This is a genomic window from Alistipes timonensis JC136 (assembly GCF_900107675.1).
In the GTDB taxonomy this organism is placed as follows: domain Bacteria; phylum Bacteroidota; class Bacteroidia; order Bacteroidales; family Rikenellaceae; genus Alistipes; species Alistipes timonensis.
On sequence record NZ_FNRI01000004.1, the window covers coordinates 240,593 to 266,239 of the forward strand.

Below are 25,647 nucleotides of genomic sequence, written 5' to 3' on the forward strand. Positions count from 1 at the left end.
TTTCCTGAATGTTTTATAGTGAATTAGTTCTCTTCAGTACACCATTTCTTTACCTCGTCGATCGAGGGGGCTTTCAGCCCGAGCTTGTTCTTCTTGTTGAACCCGCACAGGTCGTTGAAGAATTTCCCGGGGGCGAGTTTTTTCAGCGACTCGACCGTCAGGTAGCCCATCTTCTGAATCACCGGAACCCACTCTTCGGGGACCCCGATGGCGGTGTAGGCCTCCACGGGATCGCTCACGACCTTCTTCTCGGGGCGCATCTGGGGGAAGAACAGCACGTCCTGGATCGACGTCTGGTCGGTCATGAACATCGTCAGGCGGTCGATGCCGATGCCCATTCCCGAGCAGGTCGGCATGCCGTATTCCAGCGCGCGCACGAAATCCATGTCGATGAACATTGCCTCGTCGTCGCCCTTTTCCGAGAGCCGCAGCTGCTCCTGGAAACGCTCCAACTGGTCGATCGGGTCATTCAGCTCGGAGTAGGCGTTGCAGAGTTCCTTGCCGTTGACGAACAATTCGAAACGCTCCGTCAGGTCGGGATTCGAACGGTGGCGCTTGCAAAGCGGCGACATCTCGCGCGGATAGTCCGTGATGAAGGTGGGCTGGATGAGCTCCTCCTCGCAGTACTGCCCGAAGATGGCGTCGATCAGCTTGCCCTTGCCGTAGGTCTCGTCGACCTCGACGTTGAGCTGCTTGCAGGCTTCGCGCAGCTCCTCTTCCGAGCGGCCCGTGATGTCGTAACCGGTCTTTTCGCGGATGGCGTCGGTCATCGTCAGGCGGCGGAACGGGGCTTTGAACGAGACCGCCTTGCCGTCGATCGTCAGCTCCGTGGTGCCGTTCACGGCCACGGCCACCCGTTCGAGCATCTGCTCGGTGAACTCCATCATCCAGAGGTAGTCCTTGTAGGCCACGTAGATCTCCATGCACGTAAACTCGGGGTTGTGCGTGCGGTCCATGCCCTCGTTGCGGAAGTTCTTGCCGAACTCGTACACGCCGTCGAATCCGCCGACGATCAGCTTTTTAAGGTAGAGCTCCGTGGCGATGCGCAGGTAGAGGTCGATATCGAGCGAGTTGTGGTGCGTGATGAACGGACGCGCCGAGGCGCCGCCCGGAATGGGTTGCAGGATCGGGGTCTCGACTTCGATATAGCCTTTCGAATTGAAAAATTCACGCATCGTGGCCATGATTTTGGCGCGGCGGACGAACGTATCTTTGACCTGCGGGTTGACAATCAGGTCGAGATACCGCTGGCGGTAGCGCACCTCGGGATCGGTGAAGGCGTCGAACGTCCTGCCGTCCTTCTCTTTGACGACGGGCAGCGGGCGGATCGACTTCGACAGCACGGTGAAACGGCGGCAGTGCACCGACAGTTCGCCGGTGTTGGTGAGGAACGCGAAGCCCTCGACGCCCACGAAGTCGCCGATGTCGAGCAGTTTTTTGAAGACCGTGTTGTAGAGCGTCGGATCGCCTTCGGGGCAGATGTCGTCGCGGCGGATGTAGACCTGAATACGGCCCGTGTGGTCCTGCAGTTCGAAGAACGAGGCGCTGCCCATGATGCGGCGCGACATGATGCGTCCGGCGATGCGCACCTCCTGGAAATTCTTTTTGGCGTCGTCGTAGTTGTCGGCGATCTCGCGCGCCGTGGCCGTCACCTCGTAGCGGGCTGCGGGGTAGGGTTCGATGCCCAATTCACGGAGCGCCGTGAGCGACTGTCTGCGAAGCTGTTCCTGTTCGCTGAGTTCGAGTGCCATATCGTATGTTTTTGATGTTTTCTCGTGTAACCCTGCAAAATTAGTGAAAAATAGGCAAATTAGCAACTGTTTCCGCATTCTGCCTCATCATCCCGGGACGGGTTTCGAAAAAGGACGTATGATATTTGTTTATTTCCGGTTTATGACTAATTTTGTTAAACTTGTCTAATTTAAATCCGGACTATGAAACAACTCGACTCCTTTCTGCGCTGCATGCTGAAATACCCTCCCCCGCGGGTTTCGGGGATTCTTTTAGCCTGCCTGCTTCTGTTCGCCTCCTGCGGCGGTGACGACTCCTCGGACGAATCCTATGCCGCCATCGAATCCGGGTCTTTCACTTTCGATGAGACCGACGACGCCAACAATGCGGTCCGTGTGATGGCCAACGGTGCGTGGCAGGTCTACTGGGAACCTGCCTCGGCGGCCGTGACGGCCGATCCTTCGTCGGGCGTCGGCAACGGAACCTTCCGGGTGAAGGAGATGCCCCGGGGAACGTCCGTCAAAATCGGGGTGCGCACCGCTTCGGGCAAGGTCTCCGGCAAGACCATCACCGTGACCCGTGCCGCGGCTCCTGCCGAAGTGACGCTCTCGCTCGCTCCCGCGGAGCTGCGCTTCAACCCTGCGGGCGCTAACCGCATCACGGTAACTTCCAACGCTTCGTGGAGCGCGTCGTGTCCCAATTCCGCATTGAAATTCGCGCCGGCATCCGGCACGGGCGACGGCACGATCACCGTTACGGCTGCACCCGAAGGGGTGCGCTGCACGCTCACCGTCACGGCGGGCGAAGGCGCCGGGGCCAAGACGCAGCGTGTGGAGATCACCTGCGCCGGTACGGCCGGATACCGCTGGGCCGAACTTCCTGCGACGCCCGCCGACATGACCGGCAAGAAAATCCACACGTTCTGGGCCTCGACCGTGACCACCAAACAATATTTGCGCAATTATACGTATTGCTACGATACGCAGCGTCATTGCCCGTTGTGGATCGCCCATCCGCAGCACGCCTGCTATCAGGAGGGCGGCACTACGCGCCCTGCTACGGACCCGTGGGCGCGCGATCCTTCGATGACCGAGACGGAGCAGGCGATCATCTATCCGTTGGCGGTGAACAACAACCGGGCGATGTCGCTTTACTCTGAGAGCATCGACAAGCAATGGATTCGCGGGCACATGCTGGCGTCGAGTTACCGGGGATGCGGCGACAAGAACAATCCGGCGGAGATCAATACGCAGACTTTCTATCCCGGTAATATCTCGCCGCAGGGCCGCACGGCTTTCGACAAGGTGTGGGGTGATGCCGAGAAGCGGATATTGGATAGATATGTCTGCTCCGATACGCTTTACTGTGTTTCGGGAGCCTATTTCGAGAACGATGACATGGTTGCCCGCGATGCGAGTTGCTGGAATGGTTCTGGCGATACGCGGGTGCGTTACTATGTGCCCGGATACTCGAAAGAGTGCATCGTGCCTACCCATTATTACAAATTGTTGTTGCGCACCCGCAGCGGCAACCTCAGAAAGCCGATTCAGGAGTGTGCAGCTTCGGAACTGAAGGCTGTGGGCTTCTGGTTCGAACATGCCGATCAGATCGGCGGTTCTTCGTCGCCGACGCTCGATAAGAGCTATCTGCGCTCGGTGAAAGAGATCGAGGAGAAGACCGGGTTCACCTTCTTCCCGGATGTGGACGAGAGTGTCAAAGCCTCCTGCAATCCCGCCGATTGGGGATTCTGACCCGGTCGGCGAAAACGAAAAGGAGCTGCTATTGCAGCTCCTTTTTTTGGGTGAGTTTCCGGTAGGCCTGATAAGCGGCCCATCCCAGTATCGCCCCGACGAGCGTGCCCCACACGAGGTCCATCGGGAAATGTTTGCCCAGGTAGATGCGCGAATAGCAGATCAGTACGGTGCAGAAGAGCATCAGCGCCGTGAACCACCGCCGCCGGATCACCGAGGCCGACAGCACGGCCAGCGCGACGATCGTAGCCGCATGGGCCGAGACGGTTCCGAAACGGCCGCTCACGGCCTCGACCGGGACGTGCACGGTCCAGTTACCGGGCGTGCCGGCCATGCGCAGCGCCCGCAGCGAGTCGGGGGCGATGTCCAGCCCTTCGAGCGAGGGGGTGAACATCGGCCGCCAGCGCGGTTCGAAGCCCGGCAGCAGGTCACCCAGCACTCCGTTGCCTTTGAATATGCCCGAAACCATGTCCGAGAGGGCCAGCGCCGCGATCATCAGCACCGTGAAAACGATGACGTTGCGCCATCCGCCGCGCCGCCAGACGAGCCAGAGAATCAGCGCATAGAGCGGAAGCCACATCGCCGTGCCCGAGACGGTCAGCATCAGGCGGTCCACGACGGGGCCGCCGTCGAAATTCAGGCCGAGAAACAGTTGATGGTCAAAGTCGTACATCGCTTGCCTAAAATTGGAAGTAGATAAAGGGCTGTATGTCGCTGGATTTGATCTGCATGACGCACCAGATCATCGCTGCGGCCATCACGACCTGCAGCACCAGCGACGCATGGACCACGATCCTTTGTGCCAGGGCGTCCACCCGGCCCGGGAGCAGGTGGAGGATATATCCCGCGGCGATCAGCGCAAAGGCCGCGGCATAGCCCGTCAAAACCTGCGGGATCATCGCGGCGTTGAAATTCTCGAAAATCTGGTGCAGCATCAGCGAAACCGTCTGCATCGACTCGGCGCGGAACATCAGCCACCCGAAGCAGACGATATTGAACGTGAGGAAGATGCCTGCCGCACGGCTCCACCAGTGCATCTGGGCCCCGGAAGCCTTGGCGCCCGGGACGACCGACATCCACAGCTTGTGCAGGGCCAGGGCCGTGCCGTGCAGGCCGCCCCAGAGGATGAAGCGCACCGCCGCGCCGTGCCACAGTCCGCCCAGCAGCATCGTCAGTAGCAGGTTGCCGTAGGTCCGCAGGCGGCCTTTGCGGTTGCCGCCCAGCGAGATGTAGAGGTAGTCGCGCAGCCACGACGAGAGCGAGATATGCCACCGCCGCCAGAATTCGGTGATCGTCGCCGATTTGTAGGGGGCGTCGAAGTTCTTCGGGAAGCGGAATCCCAGCAGCAGGGCGATTCCGATGGCCATGTCGGAGTAACCCGAGAAATCGCAGTAGATTTGCAGCGCATAGCCGTAAATACCCATCAGGCACTCGAATCCGGAGTAGAGCAGCGGTTCGTCGAAGATGCGGTCGACGAAGTTAAGCGAAATGTAGTCCGAGATGATCGCTTTTTTGAACAGGCCCGTGAGGATCAGGAAGACCCCCGTGCCGAACATCTCGCGGGTGACGACGATCGGATTCTGCCGGATTTGCGGAATGAAGTCCCGGGCCCGGACGATCGGGCCGGCCACTAACTGCGGAAAGAACGACAGGTAAAAGAGATAGTCGAACCAGTTGGACAAGGGTTTCAGCTGACCGCGGTAAATGTCGATGGTGTAGCTCATCGACTGGAAGACGAAGAACGAGATGCCGACCGGCAGAAAGATGTTCTGGAATTGCAGGAATCCCTGTCCGAACAACTGGTTGGAGATGTCGATGAAGAAATTGGTGTATTTGAAATAGCCGAGCATGCCGAGGTTGACGGCGACGCTCAGTACCACCAGCCAGCGTTTCAGGCCTTTGAAACGGGCCCGGTAGATGCCCTGCGCGATCAGGAAATCGCTCGCTGCGGCGAAGATGAGCAGCAGGAAATAAATGCCGCTCGACTTGTAGTAGAAGTAGAGCGAGAAGGCGATGACATAGACGATACGGGCCGTCGGCGCACGGCGGAAAGCGCTGTATATGAGCAGAAACCCCGCAAAAAGGAAGAGGAACAGCCCGCTGCTGAAAATCAGCGGCGACGAAGCGTCGTAGGCCAGCAACGCCTGCACCTTGTCCCAGAATCCGTCTGTCGCGGGGAGTGTCATCGTGTCGGTGTGTTAAGCGGTTGGGAGGCGACGGCCGGCAGCAGCCTGCGCTCGATGCGCGCCGTTTGCAGGGAGTCCAGCACTGCGGCTTCGGCCTGCCGGCGCAGCTCTGCGGCCCGCTGTTCGGCATGGAGCGCGCAGGCCTCGGCGTTGAGGGCGTCGAACAGCGCCCACGCCACGCGGCGTCCTCCGGCGTAGTTGATGTGGGTGTAGTCCTTCCCGGCCCAGCCGTTCTTTACGAACTGCTCCATGCCCCCTTGTGCGCGCATGGCGTCGCACGTGGGCCAGAAGGCCGCGCCCGTGTTCCGGGCCGCCTGGCGCTGGAAGTCGAGCATGTAAGGGATGGCGTCCATCGGTTCGAAACCCGCGTCGGTCTTCGTCGAGCGGTCGCTGACGCCCAGCACCAGCACCGCGGCGTCGGGGAAACAGCTCCGGACGAAGGCGACCATCTTTTCGATCTGCGCCGCATAGTTGGTGTAGCTCTTTACGCCCGACTGCATGATGTTGAGCCCGTATTGGAGGATCACCAGGTCGTAACCCGTGAGGGCGTTGATCTGGGCGTTGACCGACGGGTTGGTCCAGAACATCGCCTGGCCGTTGTTGCTGCGCACCGAGTAGTTGTCGACGACGACTCCGCCGCCTTCGAAGACCGCGCCGTAGCCGATGAATCCCTCCGTGCCGGAGAGCACTTTGAAGGTGAGCGAGCGGATGTGCGGGGCCGAGATCTCGATCTGGCGCACGGCGTTGTCGCCCGAGATGTCGAACTCGCGGCGTTCCGTGTCGTTGAGCGTCACCTCGACGCGGCTGTCGCGGGGCGAGAGGAAGAAGATGCGCGCTCCGTTGCACGAGTCGAGCAGTTTGCGGTAGTCGGTGTTCTCCCAGCGGGTCGATGCGCCCGCCGTGGGTTGGCAGACCCAGCCCGAGACATAGAAATTCCCGCGCAGATTGGCCGGGGCGCTCTTGCGCTGCATGATGTTGTAGGCTGTCCAGCCTTTCGACTGGGTTTTGATCGTGCGCCGGAAGGCCGTCAGCGGCGAGGCCATCGGGGCGAATCCCGCGCCGCCGCCGGGCCGTCTCCCGAAGGCCGTCTGGAGCCGTTCGCGCAGGTCGGCGGTGAGGATGTCTCCCTCGACGAACGAGTCGCCGAGGAAGGCGATGCGCACCGGACGCCGGGCGTTGAGCAGCGTGTCGCAGAAGGCGCGGATACGACCGCTGTCGCTGTAATCCTCGATCGGGACGGGCGTCGCGGTGAAGCGCGCCGAGTCGGGCTCGGGCCGTTGGCCGCGGAGGCTGTCCTGAGGGATGAGCCATGTGTAGGTGGTCTGCGCCTCGCGCGGGGCGGTGTCTGCCTCGATGCGTTCGGCGACGGCTTCGAGGTCGACGTGGAAATCCTCCTCGTCGAAAAGGACGGGTTCGGCGACCGGTTCGGCCGCTGCCGCATCGTCGAAGGCGAGGACATCCGAGAGGATGTTGGCACGGCGCAGTTTGACGCCTCCGACGCTCTGCGGGGGAATGAAGCCCACGGCCACGAGCACTGCGATAAGCGCCGCGGTAGCCAGCCAGCTGCGGTGGGTGTAGTCTTTTTCGGGGGAGTTCATTGCCGGTTTAGTCGCGCCTTCCGAGGATCAGGAAGACGTAGTAGAGGACCGAGGCGATGGCGCTCAACGCCGCCACGAGGTAGGTGCGGGCCGCCCATGAGAGGGCTTCCTTGGCCTGTGCGAGCTGTGCGCCCTGCATCGTGCGGCTGGTCTGCAGCCACTCCACGGCGCGGGCCGAAGCGTTGTACTCCACGGGCAGCGTGACGAGCGAGAAGACCGCCGACATGGCGATCATGCCCACGCCGATCCAGCAGAGGAGTTCGTTCTGCGTCGAGGCCAGGATCACCAGGCCCAGGATGATGACCCACGTGGCGGCCGACGAGGCGAACTGCACGACGGGAACCAGCTGCGAACGCAATACCAGCGGCGCATAGCCCTGCGCGTGCTGTACGGCGTGGCCGCACTCGTGGGCGGCTACGGCCGCTGCGGCGACGCTCGTCGACGAGTAGACCGAGTCGCTCAGGTTGATGGTCATCGTCTGCGGGTTGAAATGGTCGGTGAGATGACCGCCGACGTGCGTCACTTTTACGTTGTGGATGTTGTTGTCGCGCAGCATCTTCTCGGCTACCTCGGCACCGGTCAGTCCGCCCGGGAACTGGACCTTCGAATACTTTTTGAACACCGACTGCAGGCGTGCCTGCACGATGAAGCCGATGACGCCGATGGCGATAATCAGCACGAACATGCCCATCGTGGCGGCCGAGTAGCTGATTCCGGCGCTCTCCTGGGTGTAATAGCCTGCCTGGAGCAGTGCAATCATAGGAAATGTCATAGCGTTTTCTATTTTGTTTTGCGGTACGTGTAATAGGCTCCGGCCTGTTGGGCGGGCATCAGTACCATATCATTAACGTTCATGTGCGCGGGTAATTGTGCTGCCCATGCGATCGCTTCGGCGATGTCGTCGCCGGTGAGGGGCTCGACGCCCGTGTAGACCGCGTCGGCGCGCTCCTTGTCGCCGTGGAAGCGGACCTCGGAAAACTCCGTCTCGACCATCCCCGGACGGATTTCGGTCACTTTGATCCCGGCCGACAGCAGGTCGGCCCGCATCGACTGCGAAATGGCGTGCACGGCGTGTTTCGAGGCGCAGTAGACCGCGCCGTTCTCGTAGGCTTCGGTCCCGGCGATCGAGCCGATGTTGAAGATATGCCCGCCGCCCGCGGCGACCATCTTCGGGGCGATGACGCGCGTGACGTACAGCAGCCCTTTGACGTTGGTGTCGATCATGGCGTCCCAGTCGCGGGTGTCGCCTTGGTCGATGTGTTCCAGTCCGGCGGCCAGTCCCGCGTTGTTGACCAGCAGGTCGACCCGTCCGAGTGGTTCGAGGTTCCGGCGCACCTCCTCTTCGGAGCGCACGTCGAACACGAGCGTCGTGCAGCGGCCTCCCGCGGCTTCGATCTCGGCTTTCAGCGCCGCGAGACGTTCGGCACGCCGTCCGGTGACCGTGACGGCATATCCTTCTTTCGCAAGCCGGAGCGCCGCGGCGCGTCCGATGCCCGACGTCGCACCCGTAATAAGAGCTTCCTTTTTCATATCGAACCCTTTGTTTGCCGCAAAGATAGGAAAAAACGAGCGGTTTCGAAATACTTCCCGGATGATAAAAGTGGTGTTACGATGTTAATCGGTACAAAAAAGCCGGACTGTTCCAAAACCGGATTGCAGGGGCTTTGTAAAACCTTCCGACTCATAAAAGTGTCGTCACGACACCCGAAATACGAAATTTATATGTTACTTTGCATAAATTTTCTGCAAAACAACTGCCATGAATCTCGCCTTTTTCATCGCACGCCGTATGGCGAAGCCCTCCCCGGAGAACAAGCCCGGGGTGATGGAGCGCATCGCCGTGGTGTCGGTGGCGCTGGGTGCGGCGGTGATGATCCTCGCGATGGCCGTCATCATGGGGTTCAAACGCGAAGTGGCGCACAAGATGACGGGCTTCGCCGCCCACGTCTCGGTGACCGACGTGCGGGGTGTCAACGCCCTCGATTCGGAACCCGTGCACCGCAGCGCGCACCTCGAGGAGCTGATCCGCGCGACCGACGGCTTCGAGGCGATGGCTCCCTATGCCGTGAAGGGCGGCATCGTCCGCACGGCCGACGCCGTGGGCGAGGTGATGCTCAAAGGCGTCGAGGGGGATTACGACTGGTCCTATTTCCGCGAATGGCTTGTCGACGGCGAGCTGCCCCGCGTGGGCGATTCGGTGCGCACGAAAGACATCCTCTTGTCGCGTTCGCTGGCCGACAGGCTGCTGCTCGGGGTGGGCGACAAGGTCGAGATGCTCTTCGTCGAGCCGGGCGAAATGCCCCGCCGCGACCGCTTCAAAGTGGCAGGCGTCTACGCCTCGGGGATGGAGGAGATGGACGGCATGGTGGTCGTCACGGACATCCGCAACGTGCAGCGGTTGTCGGACTGGGGGCCGGACGAGATATCCGGTTACGAAATCCGGACCCGCGACCTGCGCGACGCCGCGGCCTTTGCCCGCACGCTCGGGCGGACGCTGCTCTACGACGACGAGGAGGGGACCGAGAACCTCGCGGTGACGAGTGTCACGGAGCGTTATGCCAACATTTTCGACTGGCTGAAGGCCCATGACGTGAACGCCGCCGTGATTATCGTCATCATGCTGGTTGTGGCCTTCTTCAACATGGCTTCGGCGCTGCTGATCCTGGTGCTGGAACGCACCCGCATGATCGGGCTGCTGAAAGCCCTCGGAATGCGCAGCGGCGAGCTGCGGCGCATCTTCCTCTGGCGGGCGGGCTTCGTCACGCTGCGGGGACTGGCGTGGGGCAATGCCGTCGGACTGGGGCTGTGTCTGGTGCAGAAGTGGACCCATTTAATAAAACTCAGCTCGGAGGGCTACCTGCTCTCGGAGGTGCCCGTGTCGCTGGGGTGGGGATGGTGGCTGGCGCTGAACGCCGGGTTCATCGCCGCGATCGTCGCCCTGCTGATGATCCCGACGGCCGTGGTGTCCGGCGTGAAACCCGAAGAAACGATTAGATACGAATGAAACCCTACAACACAGATCAGACCAAAAAGGAGGAGGTCCGTGAGATGTTCGACAACATCGCGCCGCGATACGACCTGCTGAACCATACGCTTTCGGTAAACATCGACCGCATCTGGCGGCGCCGCGCGGTGAACGAGGTGCGGCGCGCGAAACCCCGCCGCATTCTCGACGTGGCGACCGGCACGGGCGATCTGGCGATCGCCATGGCGCGCCGGATCGAGGGCGTGCAGGTGATGGGGGTCGATCTCTCGGAGGCGATGCTCGCCGTGGCGCGCCGCAAGGTCGAGGCCCGGGGGCTGGACAACCGCATCGTCCTCGAAAGGGGCGATGCCGAGCACCTCGCCGTGGCCGACGCTTCGGTCGATGCGGCGACCGTCGCATTCGGAGTGCGCAATTTCGGCGACCTCGCGGCCGGACTGCACGAGCTCGCCCGCACAATAAAACCCGGGGGCAAAGTCGTTATCCTGGAGTTCTCGCGGCCCCGCAACCGGGTGTTCCGGGCATTGTACGAGTTCTACTCCTACAAGATTCTGCCCCGCATCGGCGGGCTGGTGTCGCGCGACAAACGGGCCTACGAATACCTGCCGGCCTCGGTCGGGGAGTTTCCCGCCCCGGCGGAGTTTCTGGGAATGATGGAAAAGGCGGGGTTTCGCAATTGCCGGGCGAGAAGCCAGAGTTTCGGGATCGCGCAAATATATATAGGAGAGCGATGAGAAAATTTTTGTTATACCTGTTGCTGCTGGCGGCGGCGGTGTCGGCGACTTCGTGCCGCAGGGCCGTCGAGAAGGCGCAGCGCAACATCCGCTTCGAGGGGATCGAGAAGATCGAGCGCCAGGGGTTGACCGGCGCCGAGATGGTCGTGCGGGTGATGAACAACACGGGCTACAAGCTGCAGCTCGGCATGGCCGAGATCGACATTGACTATGCCGGAGGTCGTGTGGGGACGATCGTGCTGCGCGAGCCGGTCGAAGTGCCGCGACGCACGACGGGCAGTTTCCGGACGCTGTGGCGGGTGAAAATATCCGACCCGCTGGCGCTCTACGTGCTGCTCCGGAAAGTCGAGGCGGGGGACCTTTCGCAGATCGGCGTCGCCTATGCCCTGGAAGGGCGCGGAGGCCCGGCGCCCGTAAAAATTTCGCACGACAGGATGCCGTTGTCGGAATTTTTGAATACCTTTGGCCTTACGTTGCAGGATGTTAAAAATCAATTGAAGTGATGCGCAGATTGTCGATCCTTACCCTGATGCTCCTGTGTGCGGCCGTTTCGCTCCGCGCACAGTCGCTCGACGCTTTCAAACAACGGCTGGCCGAACCCGTCGCCGGGGCCGCGCTTTTCGGCCGTGCCCAGGTGACCGTCACGGAGCACGGCGATGCCGCGCGCGCCGTAGCCGACGCAACACGCGCCGGACAGCAGTTGCAGATACGCGGCCATCGCGTCTGCATCTTTTCGGACAACGGGCCCGAAGCCCGCAACGGGGCTTTTGCCGCCCAGAAACTTTTCGAGGAGACCTATCCCGACGTGAAGGTTTACATGGACTACAAGATTCCCTATTTCGTCGTTTCGGTCGGGGACTGCCTGAGCGAAGAGGAGGTGGTGATGCTGAAAGGCCGTGTGACGGGAACCTTTCCGAAAGCGTTCCTGAAGAATGTGGAATTTCCAATTTCGAACCTTTTGGACTAAGAAATGTCCGTTTTCGAAAAATATACGTTTTTTCTTTGCTTATTTCTGGCGAATATATATCTTTGCGGCGTTACTGAACAACTAATTTCTAAACATTTAGCGCTATGAAAAAGATTTTCTCTTTTGTTGTCGTTATGGCTGCCGTCGCTATGGTAAGCTGCTGCGGTAATTCGAACAAGAAGGCTGCTGAAGGTGCTGCTGCCGAGGCTGCTGCCGCCACGACCGAGGCTGCCGCCTGCTGCGCCGAGAAATGCGACTCGACGAAGGCTTGCTGCGCCGAGAAGTGCGATTCGACGAAAGCCTGCGCCGAGAAGCCCTGCTGCGAGAAGGCTGAGTAATTTCCGGTTGGGTTTGAGAGTGAGGGAGGTTCGAAAGAATCCCCCTTTTTCATTATAGATAAAAGCCGTGTCTCCGGCGCGGTAAGTGCAAGGAGTGTCCTTATTAAAAATAGCTGCCATGAAAGTATTGCTTATCAACGGAAGCCCCCGGCGCGAGGGGAACACCTTCATCGCGCTTTCGGAAGTGGCCCGTACGCTCGAAGCCGAGGGTCTCGAAGCTGAAATCGTATCGATCGGTGCCAAAGCCGTGCAGGGGTGCATCGCCTGCGGAAAGTGCACGGAACTGGGCCGCTGCGTCTTCAAAGACGCGCTCTACAACGAAGTGCGTGAAAAACTCGCCGGGGCCGACGCCCTTGTGGTCGGGTCGCCGGTCTATTATGCCGGGCCGAACGGATCGCTGTGCGCGCTGTTGGACCGGTTGTTCTACTCCTGCGGGAACCTGCTGGCCTACAAGCCCGCGGCTGCGGTGGCCGTCTGCCGCCGGGGCGGGGCGAGCGCGACGTTCGACCGGCTGAACAAATACTTTACGATCTCGAACATGCCCGTCGTCTCGTCGCAGTATTGGAACTGTGTCCACGGACGGCTTCCCGGCGAAGCGGCGCAGGACGCCGAGGGACTTCAGACGATGCGGGTGCTGGCGCGCAACATGGCGCGCGTGCTCCGGGCCGGACTGCTGGCCGGGGCGGGGCTTCCGGAACCCGAGGAACGGGTGGTGACGAGCTTCATCCGGTAGGAATTTGCGCCGCTCCCAAAACAAAAAGGGTTGCACAAAGTGCAACCCTTTCGTTTGGAAATCAATTTTGCGGAAAGAAGGGGATTCGAACCCCTGAAACCCTTTAGGGGTTTACTCGCTTTCCAGGCGGGCCAGTTCAACCACTCCTGCATCTTTCCGAAAGGTGCCCCAAAAGTACGCAATATTTCCCGATTCTGCAAATGGCGACCCCGATTTTCTGCGGAAAGCCCTGTGTCGGACCGGTTTTGCTCCCGGATTATCGACTGTGCGGGTCAGAAAGGATAGCCGATGGCCAGGTGGAAGCCCAGGCCGTCTTTGAAACTGGAGATGTTGTAATAACCCTTTTTGTCCGGATTCGGGTAGGGGGTGTGCAGACCGATGCCGAGGTCGGCGCGGATGACCAGGACGCTGATGTCGTAACGCAACCCGAAGCCGGTGCCCAGTGCGATCTCGTTCAGGAAGCCTTTCCATTTCAGCTCCGCACCCGGGCGCTTGGGGTCGTTCTTCAGCAGCCAGATGTTGCCGGCGTCGAGGAATACGGCCCCGCCGAGCTTCCCGAGGAGCCCGAAGCGGTATTCGACGTTGGCTTCCAGTTTGAAATCACCCGTCTGGTCGAGGTAGCCGTTGCGGTCGTCGCGGGGCGGGCGGTAGCTGCCGGGGCCCAGCGAACGCACCGTGAAGGCCCGGATGCTGTTGGCGCCGCCGATGTAGAACTGTTCGCTGTAAGGCATCACCTCCGAATTGCCGTAGGCATAGCCCACACCGACGAGCAGGCGCGTCGCCAGCCAGTTGTTGCGGTGGCCGAGGCGGTGGTAGAATTTCAATTCGCTCACCTCCTTGGCGAACTGCGAGAAGCGGTTGCCGAAGAGGTGCTGGGGCTGCCGCTCGCCGAAGGCCCGCAGGATGCCCGAGAGGAGGTTTCCCGCCGAAGTGACGCTGTTCTGCCAATAGAGGCGGCGGTTGCCCGTGGCGCCGTAGGTCTTGTCGAACGTGTAGGTGTAGCCGATCGACGGCACGAACTGGTTGCGGAAGCTCATGGCGATAGCCGGATTCTCGTCCATCGTGCGGTCGAAGGATTCGGTCGTGTGCAGCAGTTTGTTGTAGGTGAGTTTGAAGACCGTCAGCCCGTGGCGGCTGTAAGGCGAAGTCTGGAAATTGTAGCCCGCCGAGCCGCTGAAGGCGATCAGCCGGAAGAAGCTGGGGCGGTTCATCAGGTCCACGCCCAGTTGGAACGAGGTGCTTCCCGGATAGCGCAGGCGGCGTGTCATGGACTCCGGCAGCAGCAGTCGCGGGATGTTGAGGTTGGCGTTCAGCCCCAGTTCGTAGGAGTTCAGCCGCGAGGAGCGGCCTCCGGAATTCCGGTTGCCCGTCTGCCATTCGTAGGAGCCGTTGAGTTTCAGGGCGAGGACCTCGCCGCCCCGGAAGAGGTTGTTGTTGCTGAGTTTGAAGGTGATGCCCGGACCGATGAAACTGTTCGACTTGGTGGTCACGTCGGTCTCGAGGGCCGCTTCGAGGGGGTAGTCGAACTGCGCTTCGAGCGTGACGTCGAGCGTGTCGGCGCCCCGCAGGGAGTCGAGCGGCGTGACGCTCAGGTTGACCGAACGGAAAATACCCAGCTTGTTGAGACTGGTCTGCGTGCGGCTCTGGGCATCGACGGTGAAGAGCTGGCCGGGTTCGAGGGCGAGCGCCCGGGCCAGGATTTTGGGGCGTATCTTCATCGGTTGCTGGGCGATGACCGTTGCGTTGCGCAGCCGGAGGGTGTCCGTCGGGCCGGGGCGGATGTTGGTCAGACGGACGGTGATGTCGCCCACGCGGTAGGGTTTGAGGGCCACCGCGGGGATGTTCGGTTTGAGATTCAGCCGCACGGCCACCCGCTGCGGCGAGATCGTTGTGTCGGCGAGGTATTCGAGGTATTCCGGACGGAAATAGTAGTAGCCCCGGTTGCGCAGGAGCCGCGCGATGCGCTGCCGTTCGAGCGTGAGGGTGTCGAGGTTGTACTGCGCGCCCGTGCGGAGCAGCGAGGTAGCGTGCATGCTGTCGACCAGGGGTTTCAGCCCGCCCTCGACCGCCGGGTAGGAGATCTCCGCGTAGCGGAACGGCGGCGCGATCCGGAGCGTGTAGTTCACCTTGGCTTTGCGGCCGTGCTTGCGGTAGAGCAGGGAGTCCGAGGCCCGGGAGCCGAAATAGCCGTAGTTTTCGAGAACCTGCTCGGCGACCCGCGTGCGCAGTTCGGGCTGTACTTTGGAGATCAGCACGGGCTGTTTGGCCAGCCGCTTGTAGAACCAGTATTTGAATCCCTTTTCTTTCGGCGTGTAGAAATAGTTCCACGCCCACAGGCCGACCGGCAGAGGCGTACGCAGGTAAGGGCTGTAAAGCGGGTTGTTCGGAGCCACGGAGAGGGGCTCCTTCACGGCCGATTCGGCGGCTGCCGAGAGCACGACGCCCGAGTCGGGTTCGATGCGGATTTTCTTCACACCCGTGTACAGAACCTCGTCCGCCCCCAGGCGCCGGGTGGTGGAGCAGGCCGCGAGCAGCGCGGCGGCGGCAAGCAGGACGATGCTATTTCGGATGTTCTTCGGATTCATTGCGTTGCTGTTTTTCGATGCTGCGCTTCGTCAGCCGGAACAGGTCGCCCAGCCGCAGCAGCTTTTTGCGGATGACGAAGCCCACGCCCGTCTCGGTGATCTCGCCCTCGAGGATGCTCTCGTAACCCGTGTGGCGGAACAGCCGCAGGTACATGTTGTCCCGTTTGGTGAGCATGTATTCGAGCGATATATCGTCGATCAGGTTCTCTTTGAGGTTCTGCGACGGGTCGGCGTCGGTGCTGATCTTGCCCCCGATCACGGCCCGCACGCGGTTGCTGAACAGGCTCTTCGAAAGTCGGTAGGAATAGTCGGTGCGCTGGCCGTTGGGGTCGTCCTCGCCGTAGGAGTTGATGCCGAACGAGAGGTCGACGCCTTTCAGGTTGTTCTGCGCCCATTGGTTGAGCTCCTTCTGGATGAACGAGTTGAGCGGGTTTTCCGAGGAGGCTTTGCCCGTCGATCCGGGACCCGTGTAGGTGTTGTAGATCAGCAGGTTCATCGCCTGTGTGGCGCGCTGTTCGGCCGTGAGCGAGTTCAGCTCGTTTTGCAGCGTGAGGTCCTCGGGGGCCGCGAGGTCGAAGCTCACCGCGAGGTCGTTGAGCGTGTTGCGAATGTTGATCGAGATGTTGAAATTCACCGGGCGCGCATCCTGGTCGTTCGAGGAGACGTTGGCCCGGACGGTCTCGACGGCCGTGATGTTGAAGGCCGGGTCGGCGATATTCCCCACCCACTCGACATAGCCGTCGGGCGTGATGCGGAAGATTTTCTGCGAGATGACCGGCGGGTTGTAGCGCACGGTGCCGCCCGAGAGGACGTATTTGCCCGAGAGGCTCACATCGCCCAGCGGATTCATCGTGTAGGTCAGGTTGCCGCCGCCCTGGAGGTCGATGCGGTTCTCGCCGTTGGTCGAGAGGTCCACGCCGGCTTTCACGTCGCTGTTGATGTCGACGTTCAGCAGCACGTCCATCCCGCCGATCCGGACTGCCGGGGCCGCTTCGGGGGGCTCCTGCGCGTCGAGGTCGCGGAACGAGACGAACGTCACGACGTTCTGCGGACGCTCCTTCACGTCCATCGGCGAATCCTGCATGACATAGCTGATGTCCGTGCCGCCCAGCAGCGCGAGGCTGCCGCGGACGACGAGTTCGTCGAGCGGTCCCCGGGCCGTGGCGTCGAGGTCGAGATAGGCTTTTCCGTAAACCGGGGCCCCCTCCTTGCGGGCGACGTTCACGAACTGGAAGTCGGAGGCGCGCAGTGCGAGGTCGGCCTTCATCTGCGCGAAGTCCGAGAGGTCGACGCTGCCCCGGATCGTCAGCGGGTTTTTGTTCGGGGCCGTGACGGCGTAGTCGTTGAACCGCACGCGGCTGTCGGCAATGCGGATGGTGTCGGACGAGAGCCGGAACGAGGTGCCGATCATCGGCACGCGGACTTCGGTCTGTGCGAAGCGTATGCCGCCGTTGAGTTTCAGGCGGTCGGGGGTGCCCTGTACGTGTACGTTGGCCTGGAGATCGCCCGAGAGGCGGAGCAGATCTTCGGGCAGGAAGATGTTGACCGGACGCAGGGGAAGCCCCGGAACCGAGACCGTCAGGTCGAGCGGGCTCTCACGGTCGGTGCGGTAGTCGCCCGCGACGGCCAGCACCTCGGCGCCGTCCAGCATGAGCCGGGCGTCGGCCCGGTGTCCCCGGCCTTGGCCGTAGAAGAGTCCGAAGTCGATATTCCCGAAGCGTTGCTTTTCGTAAGAGAGTTCCGACACCGATACGTCACCCCGGACGCACAGGCTGTCGGGCGCGAGGTTCAGCGTCACGTCCGCGCCCAGCACGCCGTCGACGGGCGGCGCCGAGGGGAGGAGTTCCAGCATCGAGCCGATGTTCAGTCCGGCGATGTCGAGGCGGATGCCGTCGGGCGCGCCGGGGGCGGAGACGCTCCGGAGCGCGAACCGCTGATTGCCGTGGGTCATGTCGAGGTCGGCTTCCACGTGTTTGTCGAAGCGGTAGACGAGGTAGTTGCCGGGGTTGACCTCCCAGGGTTCGAACCCGAACAGTGGATTGCGGGGCGTGACGCTCGCACGGACCAGGCTGTCGGTCCACGCCGCGTCGAGCCCGAAGCGGAACCCTTCGCGTCCCGAGCGGTTCTTCTGCCAGAGGTTCACCGTGACCGTGTTGCCCGCGAGACTGCCGTAGAGGGCGGCTTGCGCCACATGGTCGAGGTTGCCGGGGGCGTTTGCCGCACGGAGGCGGTAGGCCAGTCGTTTTCCCTGCTGCGCGACGCCGAACTGCACGGTGTCGAGCACGATGCCGCCCGAGGCGAGACCTTCGACGCGCATTCGGAGCGAGACGGGCTGCGGGCCGTGGTTGCCGCCCCGGATTTCCAGCGCTTTGAAAGAGGCTTTCCGGCTTTTCAGCAGGTTGTTCAGGATGTTGTTCCGTCCGGCGGTGGCTTGCAGGTCGAAATCGGGAAGCACGGGTTGCAGTTGCTCCATGTCGACGTTTTGGAGACGGATTTGCCGCGCCAGCGTGTCGGCGCTCCGGGTCAGGGCCGCGATCAGCGAGTCCAGCGGATTGCGGGACGAGAATTGCAGCGACAGGTCGCCGGACGACACCCCGGCGCGGGTCGAAGCGGTGTCGGATGCGAACGAGACGCTGGTGGCGCGGATGCGGTCGGTGCGGGAGCCGTTCCGGATTTCGATGCTGTCCAGTCCGATGCGGGCGGCATAACAGCCCGGCCGGGTGGCCGAGGCCGAGGCGTCGAGCAGGAACGATCCGCCGATCCGCTTCGGGGTGAATCCCATTTGCGCAAGGTCGAACCCGGCGACTTTGCCCGCGAGGCGCACCTCCTGCCGCTCCCCGGTCAGTGTGCCGGTGAGGAGCAGCGACAGCCGCAGGGCTTCGTTCCGGTCGGAGAGGGCGCCCGAAAGCCGGTGGTCTTCCAGCTCCGCGTCCAGGGCGATGCCGCCGAAGTCGCGGCCGCGGTACTCCGCGCGGTCTATCTGTGCCCGGAGGCTCGTCCGGGTCTGCGGTTGGAGCGGATCGAACCCGGCGCCCCGGGCCGTCAGCGCGAGGTCGAGCATCCCCAGCGAGTCGGCCGGCAGGAACCGGTAGACCGGGAAACTGTCGCACCGGAACTCGGCGTCGTAGCTCTCCTTTCGGGGGTCGAGACGGCCATTCAGGACAATCCGGCCGGCATCGACGGCAAGTGTCGAGGCGACCGAGAGTGCGCCCCGGTCGGTCCCGGCCGAGCCGTGGAGCCGGATTTGGTCGGGAATCGTCACACGGCGGCGCAGGGCCGAGTCGGGCAGCAGTTCCACGAGGAAGGCCAGGTCGCGGAAATCGCCTTCGAAGCGGGCGGAGGCGTTCAACGACTCGGGGTCGAGCAGATTTTGCGCCCGGCCGTCGGCGGTGAAGTCGAGGTGTCCGGGCGACGATATGTCGAGCCCGAACCGACTGATGTCGGCCAGGGTTCCCGCTGCGGTCAGGTTCATCCGGACCGTGCGGTCGTTCAGCACCGGAGGGACCGCCGCCGGGTAGAGGGCGGCGATCTCTTTCGTGTTCACCGCGGCCGAGAGGTCTGCCGATAGGGGTGTGGCAGGCTCCGTGTGCAGGATGCCGGGGCCGGCCGAAACGTCGGCCCGGAGCCGGGAATAGGGCGTTTCGAGTTCGAATCCGGAGAGCGAAATGCCTGTGGAGTCCATTTCGAACCGGCCGCTCGCGTTACGCACGGAGAGGCCGCTGCGCTCGGTGAACCTCATCCGGCGAAGTTGCAGGGCGATGTCGGAGCCCCGGTTGTAGACCGAGTCGATCGTAAGGTCGAGGGCTGAAAGGGCGATGAGTGCCGGATCGAATCCTGCGGCGGGGCGGTGGCCCAGCGTGCCGTACTCGGCCCGGTTGTCCGTCAGCGCGACGCTGCCCGCCCGTACGGTCCACGGCAGGGAGGGCGCCGTGTCGCCGGAGGGTGCGGGTTCGGGCGACGGTTCCTTTTCGGGATCGGCCGGGGCGGTCAGGTAGGAGTAGGTGCCCCGGTCCAGCAGGATGCTTTTCACGTCGACCTGCTGGCTGTCGAGCCGGACGCGGCAGGCCTCGACTTCGCCGTCGGCGAGGCGCACCGTGAGTTCGGTCACGGCGGGGGAGGTGTGCATCCCGAAGGCGGTGTTCAGGATCGAGATCTTTCGGATGTCGAGCGACCACGCCAACGGAGCGGTGCTGTCGGCTTTCTCCGCAGGGGCCGATTCCGTCAGGTCGAGGAAGATGTCGCCGTCGGAGAGGGTGATCCGGGCGATGTCGGCCCTCTGGGCCCGGAGGTCGGCCCGGGTTTTCCCGAGCGAGAGCAGTCCGGCGGCGAGGCGCATTTCCAGTCCTCCCGTGGAGTCTTTGTAATGGGCCGCGATCCGGTCCAGTTCGAAACTGCGGACGACGACCTCTTTCCGGATCAGCGGCCACAGGGCCACGTCCAGCGAGAGCCGGCCGCAGTCGACGAGCGTGTCGGCCCGGTCGACCAGCAGCGTCTCCTCGACCGTCAGCCGGAGCGGGAAGGCGAGGCGGATGCGACCGACCGAGAGCTCCATGCCGAGCGCTTCGGAGGCGTAGCCGACCGCCTTGCCCCGGATGAAGTCCTGAACGGCCGGGACGTAGAGCAGCGCGGGGATCAGCAACGCCGCCAGCAGGATGACGAGCAGCGTCCGGAGTGTATATTTTACGATCTTTTTCAGCATTTGTAAAACGGACCGTTTCGTCCGCTGCAAAAGACAAGCCATTGAAATCTAATCGTTTATTGGCTTTCCGGGTGCGAGGGACGAAATTCCGGTCGCAAATTACTAAAAATCGGGAGATTACGCAAATGTCCGGACTCGGATAAACGGTCTCATTCAGGACATTTACGGTCTTTTCCGTTCGTATTTTACGGAAGGTCGGGGAGGGCCGTTCCCCGTGCCGGGCTGTTCAGACGCTTACGATTCGGTAAAATTGTTCCATGTCGGTGCTCCGGCGCACATGGTCGGCCAGCAGGTCGTATTGCTGCTCCTTGCAGGTGCGGGCATCGACGGCTTCGGTCCGTGGGAGCCGGTCGGCGAAGGGCCGCAGCAGGCGGTCGATGAACGGGGAATTGTCGGCGATTCCGTGCAGGTAGGTTCCCAGGCAGTTCCCGGCGACGCAGCCGTCGCCGGTTCCGTCGGCGAGGCGTGCGAGCGGTTCCGCCGGGTGTCCGGGAAGCGGTGCGGTGCGTCCCATGTGAATTTCATAGGCCGATCCCGTGCGGTCGTCCCCGGGAAGGGTGAACCGGACCTGCCGGGTGATCTTTTCGCCGGTCAGTACGGTCCCGACGGGCAGCAGCCCCAGTCCCGGCATCGTCTCGGTGTCGCTTTCGATGCGGTGCGGGTCGCGGATGGTGTGCCCCATCATCTGGTAACCGCCGCAGATGCCTGCGACGGTGCGTCCCTCCTCGGCCAGCCGGACGATCTTGTCGGCCAGCCCTTTGCGGCGGAGTTCCGCCAGGTCGGGCATCACGCTTTTGGAGCCCGGCAGGAAGATGATGTCGGCGTCGTCGAGCGCTTCGGGCGAGTCGGTGTAGTAGAGGCAGACGCCGGGGCGGCGTTCCAGCGTATCGAAATCGGTGAAATTCGAGAGGTGGCGCAGCAGTACGACCGCGATGTTGACCTTTCCGGGTTCGGCCCGGCGGTGGCGCCGGTCGAGGGCTACGGAGTCCTCGGCTTCGATGTGCACGTCGCGCAGGTAGGGGATCACGCCCAGCACCGGGATGCCGCAGAGCTTTTCCAGCATCCGGCGGCCTTCGTCGAAAAGGCCGAGGTCGCCCCGGAACTTGTTGATGAAGATGCCTTTGACCAGGCGCCGCTCCCACTCTTCGAGCAGTTGCATGGTCCCATACACCGAGGCGAACACGCCTCCGCGGTCGATATCGGCCACCAGGAACACGTCCGCCCCGGCATGGGCCGCCATCGGCATGTTCACGAGGTCCGTGTCGCGCAGGTTCAGTTCGCTGATGCTCCCGGCGCCTTCGAGCACGACGGGGTTATGGCGGGCCGCCAGCCGGTCATAAGCCGCGCATACCTCGCGCCGCAGCGCCTCCCGTTGGGGCCCGGCGCGGAAAAACTCGGCGGCGGAGCTGTTCCCGACGGCCCGGCCGTTGAGGATCACCTGGCAGACCTTGTCGGTGTTGGGTTTCAGCAGCAGCGGATTCATGTCCGTGTGGCACTCCACGCCTGCGGCCTCGGCCTGTACGACCTGCGCCCGGCCCATTTCGCCGCCGTCGGCCGTCACGAAGGAGTTCAGGGCCATGTTCTGGGCTTTGAACGGCGCGGGGTCGTATCCGTCCTGCCGGAGAATGCGGCAAAAAGCCGCAGCGAGCAGGCTCTTGCCCACGTCGCTGCCCGTTCCGGCGAACATGATCGGGTGCAGTCCGAAAGCGGCGGTCGTCTTGCCTTTGCCGTTTCCGGTGTAAATGTGGGGATAGCCTTTATTCATGGTACAATATTATTTCTTATTTTTGTCTTTTCAAAACCTCGTTGCCCATGGATCCGAAAATACCGGCCGTTTTCAACTGGAGCGGCGGAAAAGATTCCGCACTGGCCCTTTACCGCGTCCTGCAGGAGGGTGTCTATGAGGTGGTCTCGATGCTGACTACGGTCAGCCGGGACACCCGTCGTTCCCCGATGCACGGCATTCCGATCTGGCTGCTGCGCCGTCAGGCCGGGAGCATAGGGCTACCGCTGGAGGTGGTCGAACTTCCGGCCAACGGCTCGATGGAGGAGTGCGAAGCCGCCATGTCCGAAGCCGTCGACCGTTTTAAGGAGCTCGGAGTCCGGCACTTTATCTTCGGCGACATCTGTCTCGAGGATGTGCGTGCCTACCGTGAACGCCGGTTGGCTCCCTGCGGCATTACGGTCGTCGAGCCGCTGTGGGGATGCGATACGAAAGCCGTTGCCGAGGAATTTTTCGCCTCGGGGCTGCGGACCGTCGTCGTGACGACCAACGCCGCACTGCTCGACGAACGCTTTGTCGGCCGCGAGTACGACCGGGCCTTTGTGGCGGAGCTTCCGGAGGGAGTTGATCCCTGCGGTGAGAACGGGGAGTTCCACACGGTTTGCTATGCGGGCGGGATGTTCCGTATCCCTGTCGAATTTTCGCTGGGGAAACCCATGCGCCGCACCTATTCGGCCAAACTGGAGGACGGCACCGTGCAGAAACACGCCTATTGTTCCGCCAACCTCATTCTGCCGGAGAATTCCTGAGGTCGGAGCAGCCCGTTGTGCTGTTTCGCGTATCTGTTTTTGTCGGTACGCTCAGGAGCGGACTCTCTATCCGGACAAAAGAAAAACACACTATCTTTGGAATAGTGTGTTTTTGATGTGTGAAACGTGTAAATTTTTCAGCGGAGAGAGAGGCTTCATAACCTATAATTCACATTGATTCGGATTAATTGATAAATAGTACTGTATTAAAGTGATTTATATTTGCATAGTTCAGAATAGTTTTTTGTAGTTTATCGTATTTTATGGAAAAGTGTGCTTATATTTGTGCGTAACTATTTCATGTAGAATATGGCGGTAAACTTTTATCTGAACAGCAGAGGCGATAAACACGGGGATTTCCCGATACGTGTTTCCATAGCCATCGGCGGAATAAGGCTTCTTACGTCCGTAGGGTACAGTATCAACCCTGCGAAATGGGACAGTTCCAAGCAGAAGGTCAGGCAGGGGGCGTCCAATGCGAAGGGAATAACGTACAACGTCATCAATTCCCACCTCAATAATATCGTTCAGCAGAGTATTGATTTCGAGAATAAATGCCTGACTGAAAAACTGAAGGTTACCAAGGAGCTGATTCAGCAAAATATCAACACCAACAAAAACAAACTGGATGACGTGGGTGAGATACGTGAAAAAACGCTGTTCGATGTCTTCGATGAGTTCATTAAGGAGATAGGAAATATAAACGGGTGGACGCACGGTACGTATGAAAAATACATCGCCCTGCGGAATCATCTGTATATCTTCTCGCCAAACTTGTCGTTCGACGATCTGACGGAAAAGGGACTTGCGGATTTCATTACTCATCTTCGGGACGAAAAAGGGCTTCGCAACAGCACGATAGGAAAGCAGTTGGGGTTCTTAAAATGGTTTCTGAAATGGTCTGCGAACAATGGTTACCACAAGAATATGGCTTACCTCTCCTTTAAGCCCAAATTGAAAACGACCGAGAAACGTATCATTTACCTCACTTGGGATGAACTGATGACCGTTTACAACTTTCCGATACCGGAGAGTAAGAAATATTTGGATCGGGTTCGGGATGTTTTCTGCTTTTGCTGTTTCACTTCGCTGCGTTATTCGGATGTCTATAATCTGAAACGGTTTGATATCAAAAACGGGGCGCTTCATATTACAACGGTAAAAACAGCGGACAGCCTTACAATCGACCTGAATAAATACAGTCAAGCAATACTCGATAAATACGACGGGGTTCCGTTTGAGGATAATAAGGCATTGCCCGTAATATCGAATCAAAAGATGAACGATTATATCAAGGAACTCGGCCAATTGTGCGGTCTGGATCAACCCGAAACGGTTACCTATTATGTAGGGAACGAACGGGTCGATGAGGTTTATCCGAAATACGAACTGATGGGTACACATACGGGGCGGCGGACATTTATAAGCAATGCGATAATGATGGGCATACCCCCGCAAGTGGTGATGAAATGGACGGGGCACAGCGACTATAAAGCGATGAAGCCCTATATAGCCATTGCGGATTCGGCTAAAGCCGAGGCGATGAAATTGTTTAATGAAAAATAGTTAGGATATGGATGATAAAATTTATTTCATCAGAGATAACGAACAGCAAATACCTGTTTATGATTTTATTAAAGCGATGGATCCGGATGCTCCGATAAATCCGACTCATAATTTTGAGCTTTTGAAAGCACGCCGTCTGAAAATGTACGACAAGGCGGAGCAAGAATATATCGCAGAACGAACTATAAATCGGGTGGAAGCTGGCGATCTGGAGAAATCCGTACTCTATTATGGGTGGTTGAAGAATGAACTTCAAATTATCGCGCAATGGTTATCGGACACCTATCCGAACGGAGAGAAGAAACGAATTAAAACATCGTCAGCTATTCAGATGGAAATACTTAAATACGAGCGATACGTTAAAACAGAGATGGAGCGGATTGAGGAGCTTGTGAATGGTCGTTCTGATGAAAGTATTTCAAAAAATGCAGGAATACCGCCGCATTTGTTCGAATTTGATCCTGCCCAATGTCAATATTTATATGGGAAACTAACTAAAGACGGTCACTTCCTGCCGGAGAAAACGAATCAGACGCATTTTAACTATGTGTTCGGCGGCGGTCTGTATCCAGAAGATTTCAAGCCGCTACGCTGGAATAGAAGCAAGCAAGCTATCGGCGAATTAATTTTACTGCTTACAAGAAAGCCTTCAATTTCTCGTGGTAAGAAAAGGAATGCCCGAAATCTTTTTCTAAAAAACAATAAAACTATAGGTGAATTGTCGAATCCAAAGAAAGGAGAACCGACAAAAGATTATGGAATCTTGGAAGAGATAGCGAAAAGCATAAATACTCGCTCGGTGTAAATGCTTTATTTTCAGATACCCGCTCACTACCCGCCCATTGGAAGATGGGTGGGTAGTTTGTTTGGAATCAGTTGATTATAGATTTATCATTGTGTAGTTTTGTTTCCGCAGAGCAGTATACTGGCCAGATACGTCGATGCAAAAATTAAAAATTATACAATGATACACGTACTATTAAAGAAACCGGTGTGGCAGATGAACGGGGAGGAACTTTTGGAACTCCAACGTTTAGCCGCACCCCAAAGAGTTGAATCCGCCGAGGTAAAGGAGCCTCGATTGGTCTATGGTCTGCGTGGGTTGTGCGAACTACTCGGCTGTTCGCGCACTACTGCGAATAAGATTAAGCACGATCCTCGTTTGCGGGGATGCTACTCGCAGGCAGGGAAGAAAATCGTATTCGATGCCGAAAAGGTACTTAAAGCGTTAGGAAGGGAATAAG

20 protein-coding genes and 1 tRNA gene are annotated in these 25,647 nt (G+C 60.2%); 11 read left to right on the forward strand and 10 right to left on the reverse strand.

Annotation, left to right across the window (positions count from 1 at the left end; translation table 11 throughout):
* Positions 1–23: 23 nt before the first annotated feature.
* Positions 24–1,751, reverse strand: a complete 1,728-nt coding sequence (gene lysS, locus BLU78_RS07170; protein WP_010262508.1) for a lysine--tRNA ligase — start codon at positions 1,749–1,751, stop codon at positions 24–26.
* Positions 1,752–1,934: 183 nt separating this feature from the next.
* Here lysS and BLU78_RS07175 point away from each other — a divergent pair, with 183 nt between their 5' ends.
* Complete coding sequence (locus BLU78_RS07175) at positions 1,935–3,482, forward strand: DNA/RNA non-specific endonuclease (protein WP_010262512.1); 1,548 nt, start codon at positions 1,935–1,937, stop codon at positions 3,480–3,482.
* Positions 3,483–3,510: 28 nt separating this feature from the next.
* Here the strand turns inward: BLU78_RS07175 and BLU78_RS07180 are convergent, their stop codons facing one another.
* The 5 genes from BLU78_RS07180 to BLU78_RS07200 are packed head-to-tail and all read right to left on the reverse strand — an operon-like array spanning position 3,511 to position 8,796.
* Positions 3,511–4,155: a phosphatase PAP2 family protein gene (locus BLU78_RS07180; protein ID WP_010262515.1), complete on the reverse strand. Its 645-nt coding sequence runs from the start codon at positions 4,153–4,155 to the stop codon at positions 3,511–3,513.
* Between the two features lie 7 nt (positions 4,156–4,162).
* Positions 4,163–5,668 (reverse strand): MBOAT family O-acyltransferase, encoded by a 1,506-nt coding sequence (locus tag BLU78_RS07185; protein WP_010262518.1) that lies wholly within the window; start codon positions 5,666–5,668, stop codon positions 4,163–4,165.
* A complete protein-coding gene (locus BLU78_RS07190; protein WP_010262520.1) occupies positions 5,665–7,266 on the reverse strand; it encodes an SGNH/GDSL hydrolase family protein in 1,602 nt (533 codons plus the stop codon). Before BLU78_RS07190 ends, BLU78_RS07185 begins: the two co-directional genes overlap by 4 nt.
* 7 nt (positions 7,267–7,273) lie before the next feature.
* A complete protein-coding gene (locus BLU78_RS07195) occupies positions 7,274–8,026 on the reverse strand; it encodes a zinc metallopeptidase (RefSeq protein ID WP_010262522.1) in 753 nt (250 codons plus the stop codon).
* 20 nt (positions 8,027–8,046) lie between these two features.
* On the reverse strand, positions 8,047–8,796 hold the full coding sequence (locus tag BLU78_RS07200) for an SDR family NAD(P)-dependent oxidoreductase (RefSeq protein WP_010262524.1): 750 nt from the start codon (positions 8,794–8,796) through the stop codon (positions 8,047–8,049).
* A gap of 229 nt (positions 8,797–9,025) precedes the next feature.
* Here BLU78_RS07200 and BLU78_RS07205 point away from each other — a divergent pair, with 229 nt between their 5' ends.
* From BLU78_RS07205 to BLU78_RS07230, 6 genes are all read left to right on the forward strand, one after another.
* The gene (locus tag BLU78_RS07205; RefSeq protein WP_010262526.1) at positions 9,026–10,270 is read left to right on the forward strand and encodes an ABC transporter permease; all 1,245 of its coding nucleotides are present in this window, start codon (positions 9,026–9,028) and stop codon (positions 10,268–10,270) included.
* A complete protein-coding gene (gene ubiE / locus BLU78_RS07210) occupies positions 10,267–10,983 on the forward strand; it encodes a bifunctional demethylmenaquinone methyltransferase/2-methoxy-6-polyprenyl-1,4-benzoquinol methylase UbiE (RefSeq protein WP_010262530.1) in 717 nt (238 codons plus the stop codon). Before BLU78_RS07205 ends, ubiE begins: the two co-directional genes overlap by 4 nt.
* Positions 10,980–11,486 carry a hypothetical protein gene (locus BLU78_RS07215; RefSeq protein WP_044106430.1) on the forward strand — a complete coding sequence of 169 codons (507 nt, stop codon included), beginning with the start codon at positions 10,980–10,982 and terminating at the stop codon, positions 11,484–11,486. Before ubiE ends, BLU78_RS07215 begins: the two co-directional genes overlap by 4 nt.
* Complete coding sequence (locus BLU78_RS07220) at positions 11,486–11,950, forward strand: hypothetical protein (protein ID WP_010262537.1); 465 nt, start codon at positions 11,486–11,488, stop codon at positions 11,948–11,950. The genes BLU78_RS07215 and BLU78_RS07220 overlap by 1 nt, the downstream gene beginning before the upstream one ends.
* A 104-nt stretch (positions 11,951–12,054) precedes the next feature.
* A complete protein-coding gene (locus tag BLU78_RS07225; RefSeq protein ID WP_020691887.1) occupies positions 12,055–12,288 on the forward strand; it encodes a hypothetical protein in 234 nt (77 codons plus the stop codon).
* A 118-nt stretch (positions 12,289–12,406) separates the two neighbouring features.
* On the forward strand, positions 12,407–13,021 hold the full coding sequence (locus tag BLU78_RS07230; protein ID WP_010262543.1) for a flavodoxin family protein: 615 nt from the start codon (positions 12,407–12,409) through the stop codon (positions 13,019–13,021).
* A gap of 70 nt (positions 13,022–13,091) precedes the next feature.
* On the opposite strand, the gene BLU78_RS07235 is transcribed toward BLU78_RS07230, so the two are convergent.
* The 4 genes from BLU78_RS07235 to BLU78_RS07250 all read right to left on the reverse strand — a co-directional run bounded on the left by BLU78_RS07235 (position 13,092) and on the right by BLU78_RS07250 (position 22,070).
* A tRNA-Ser gene (locus tag BLU78_RS07235) sits at positions 13,092–13,179 on the reverse strand.
* Between the two features lie 114 nt (positions 13,180–13,293).
* The gene (gene tamL, locus BLU78_RS07240) at positions 13,294–15,606 is read right to left on the reverse strand and encodes a translocation and assembly module lipoprotein TamL (protein WP_010262546.1); all 2,313 of its coding nucleotides are present in this window, start codon (positions 15,604–15,606) and stop codon (positions 13,294–13,296) included.
* Positions 15,581–20,305 (reverse strand): translocation/assembly module TamB domain-containing protein, encoded by a 4,725-nt coding sequence (locus BLU78_RS07245; protein ID WP_010262547.1) that lies wholly within the window; start codon positions 20,303–20,305, stop codon positions 15,581–15,583. Before BLU78_RS07245 ends, tamL begins: the two co-directional genes overlap by 26 nt.
* A gap of 226 nt (positions 20,306–20,531) precedes the next feature.
* Positions 20,532–22,070: a cobyric acid synthase gene (locus BLU78_RS07250; protein ID WP_010262548.1), complete on the reverse strand. Its 1,539-nt coding sequence runs from the start codon at positions 22,068–22,070 to the stop codon at positions 20,532–20,534.
* 47 nt (positions 22,071–22,117) lie between these two features.
* On the opposite strand from BLU78_RS07250, the gene BLU78_RS07255 reads away from it, so the two are divergent.
* The 4 genes from BLU78_RS07255 (at position 22,118) to BLU78_RS07270 (ending at position 25,646) form a co-directional block, all read left to right on the forward strand.
* On the forward strand, positions 22,118–22,837 hold the full coding sequence (locus BLU78_RS07255) for a Dph6-related ATP pyrophosphatase (RefSeq protein ID WP_010262552.1): 720 nt from the start codon (positions 22,118–22,120) through the stop codon (positions 22,835–22,837).
* Positions 22,838–23,146: 309 nt separating this feature from the next.
* A complete protein-coding gene (locus tag BLU78_RS07260) occupies positions 23,147–24,403 on the forward strand; it encodes a site-specific integrase (protein ID WP_009597218.1) in 1,257 nt (418 codons plus the stop codon).
* Between the two features lie 7 nt (positions 24,404–24,410).
* Positions 24,411–25,208, forward strand: coding sequence for a hypothetical protein (locus tag BLU78_RS07265; RefSeq protein WP_010262559.1), 798 nt, complete (start codon positions 24,411–24,413; stop codon positions 25,206–25,208).
* A gap of 159 nt (positions 25,209–25,367) precedes the next feature.
* Positions 25,368–25,646 carry a DUF3853 family protein gene (locus BLU78_RS07270; protein WP_010262562.1) on the forward strand — a complete coding sequence of 93 codons (279 nt, stop codon included), beginning with the start codon at positions 25,368–25,370 and terminating at the stop codon, positions 25,644–25,646.
* Position 25,647: the final 1 nt, after the last annotated feature.

Excerpts from the sequence above, each read along its gene's own strand:
- lysS (WP_010262508.1), bottom strand. The coding sequence starts at position 1,751 with ATGGCACTCGAACTCAGCGAACAGGAACAGCTTCGCAGACAGTCGCTC.
- BLU78_RS07175 (WP_010262512.1), top strand. The coding sequence starts at position 1,935 with ATGAAACAACTCGACTCCTTTCTGCGCTGCATGCTGAAATACCCTCCC.
- BLU78_RS07180 (WP_010262515.1), bottom strand. The coding sequence starts at position 4,155 with ATGTACGACTTTGACCATCAACTGTTTCTCGGCCTGAATTTCGACGGC.
- BLU78_RS07185 (WP_010262518.1), bottom strand. The coding sequence starts at position 5,668 with ATGACACTCCCCGCGACAGACGGATTCTGGGACAAGGTGCAGGCGTTG.
- BLU78_RS07190 (WP_010262520.1), bottom strand. The coding sequence starts at position 7,266 with ATGAACTCCCCCGAAAAAGACTACACCCACCGCAGCTGGCTGGCTACC.
- BLU78_RS07195 (WP_010262522.1), bottom strand. The coding sequence starts at position 8,026 with ATGATTGCACTGCTCCAGGCAGGCTATTACACCCAGGAGAGCGCCGGA.
- BLU78_RS07200 (WP_010262524.1), bottom strand. The coding sequence starts at position 8,796 with ATGAAAAAGGAAGCTCTTATTACGGGTGCGACGTCGGGCATCGGACGC.
- BLU78_RS07205 (WP_010262526.1), top strand. The coding sequence starts at position 9,026 with ATGAATCTCGCCTTTTTCATCGCACGCCGTATGGCGAAGCCCTCCCCG.
- ubiE (WP_010262530.1), top strand. The coding sequence starts at position 10,267 with ATGAAACCCTACAACACAGATCAGACCAAAAAGGAGGAGGTCCGTGAG.
- BLU78_RS07215 (WP_044106430.1), top strand. The coding sequence starts at position 10,980 with ATGAGAAAATTTTTGTTATACCTGTTGCTGCTGGCGGCGGCGGTGTCG.
- BLU78_RS07220 (WP_010262537.1), top strand. The coding sequence starts at position 11,486 with ATGCGCAGATTGTCGATCCTTACCCTGATGCTCCTGTGTGCGGCCGTT.
- BLU78_RS07225 (WP_020691887.1), top strand. The coding sequence starts at position 12,055 with ATGAAAAAGATTTTCTCTTTTGTTGTCGTTATGGCTGCCGTCGCTATG.
- BLU78_RS07230 (WP_010262543.1), top strand. The coding sequence starts at position 12,407 with ATGAAAGTATTGCTTATCAACGGAAGCCCCCGGCGCGAGGGGAACACC.
- tamL (WP_010262546.1), bottom strand. The coding sequence starts at position 15,606 with ATGAATCCGAAGAACATCCGAAATAGCATCGTCCTGCTTGCCGCCGCC.
- BLU78_RS07245 (WP_010262547.1), bottom strand. The coding sequence starts at position 20,305 with ATGCTGAAAAAGATCGTAAAATATACACTCCGGACGCTGCTCGTCATC.
- BLU78_RS07250 (WP_010262548.1), bottom strand. The coding sequence starts at position 22,070 with ATGAATAAAGGCTATCCCCACATTTACACCGGAAACGGCAAAGGCAAG.
- BLU78_RS07255 (WP_010262552.1), top strand. The coding sequence starts at position 22,118 with ATGGATCCGAAAATACCGGCCGTTTTCAACTGGAGCGGCGGAAAAGAT.
- BLU78_RS07260 (WP_009597218.1), top strand. The coding sequence starts at position 23,147 with ATGGCGGTAAACTTTTATCTGAACAGCAGAGGCGATAAACACGGGGAT.
- BLU78_RS07265 (WP_010262559.1), top strand. The coding sequence starts at position 24,411 with ATGGATGATAAAATTTATTTCATCAGAGATAACGAACAGCAAATACCT.
- BLU78_RS07270 (WP_010262562.1), top strand. The coding sequence starts at position 25,368 with ATGATACACGTACTATTAAAGAAACCGGTGTGGCAGATGAACGGGGAG.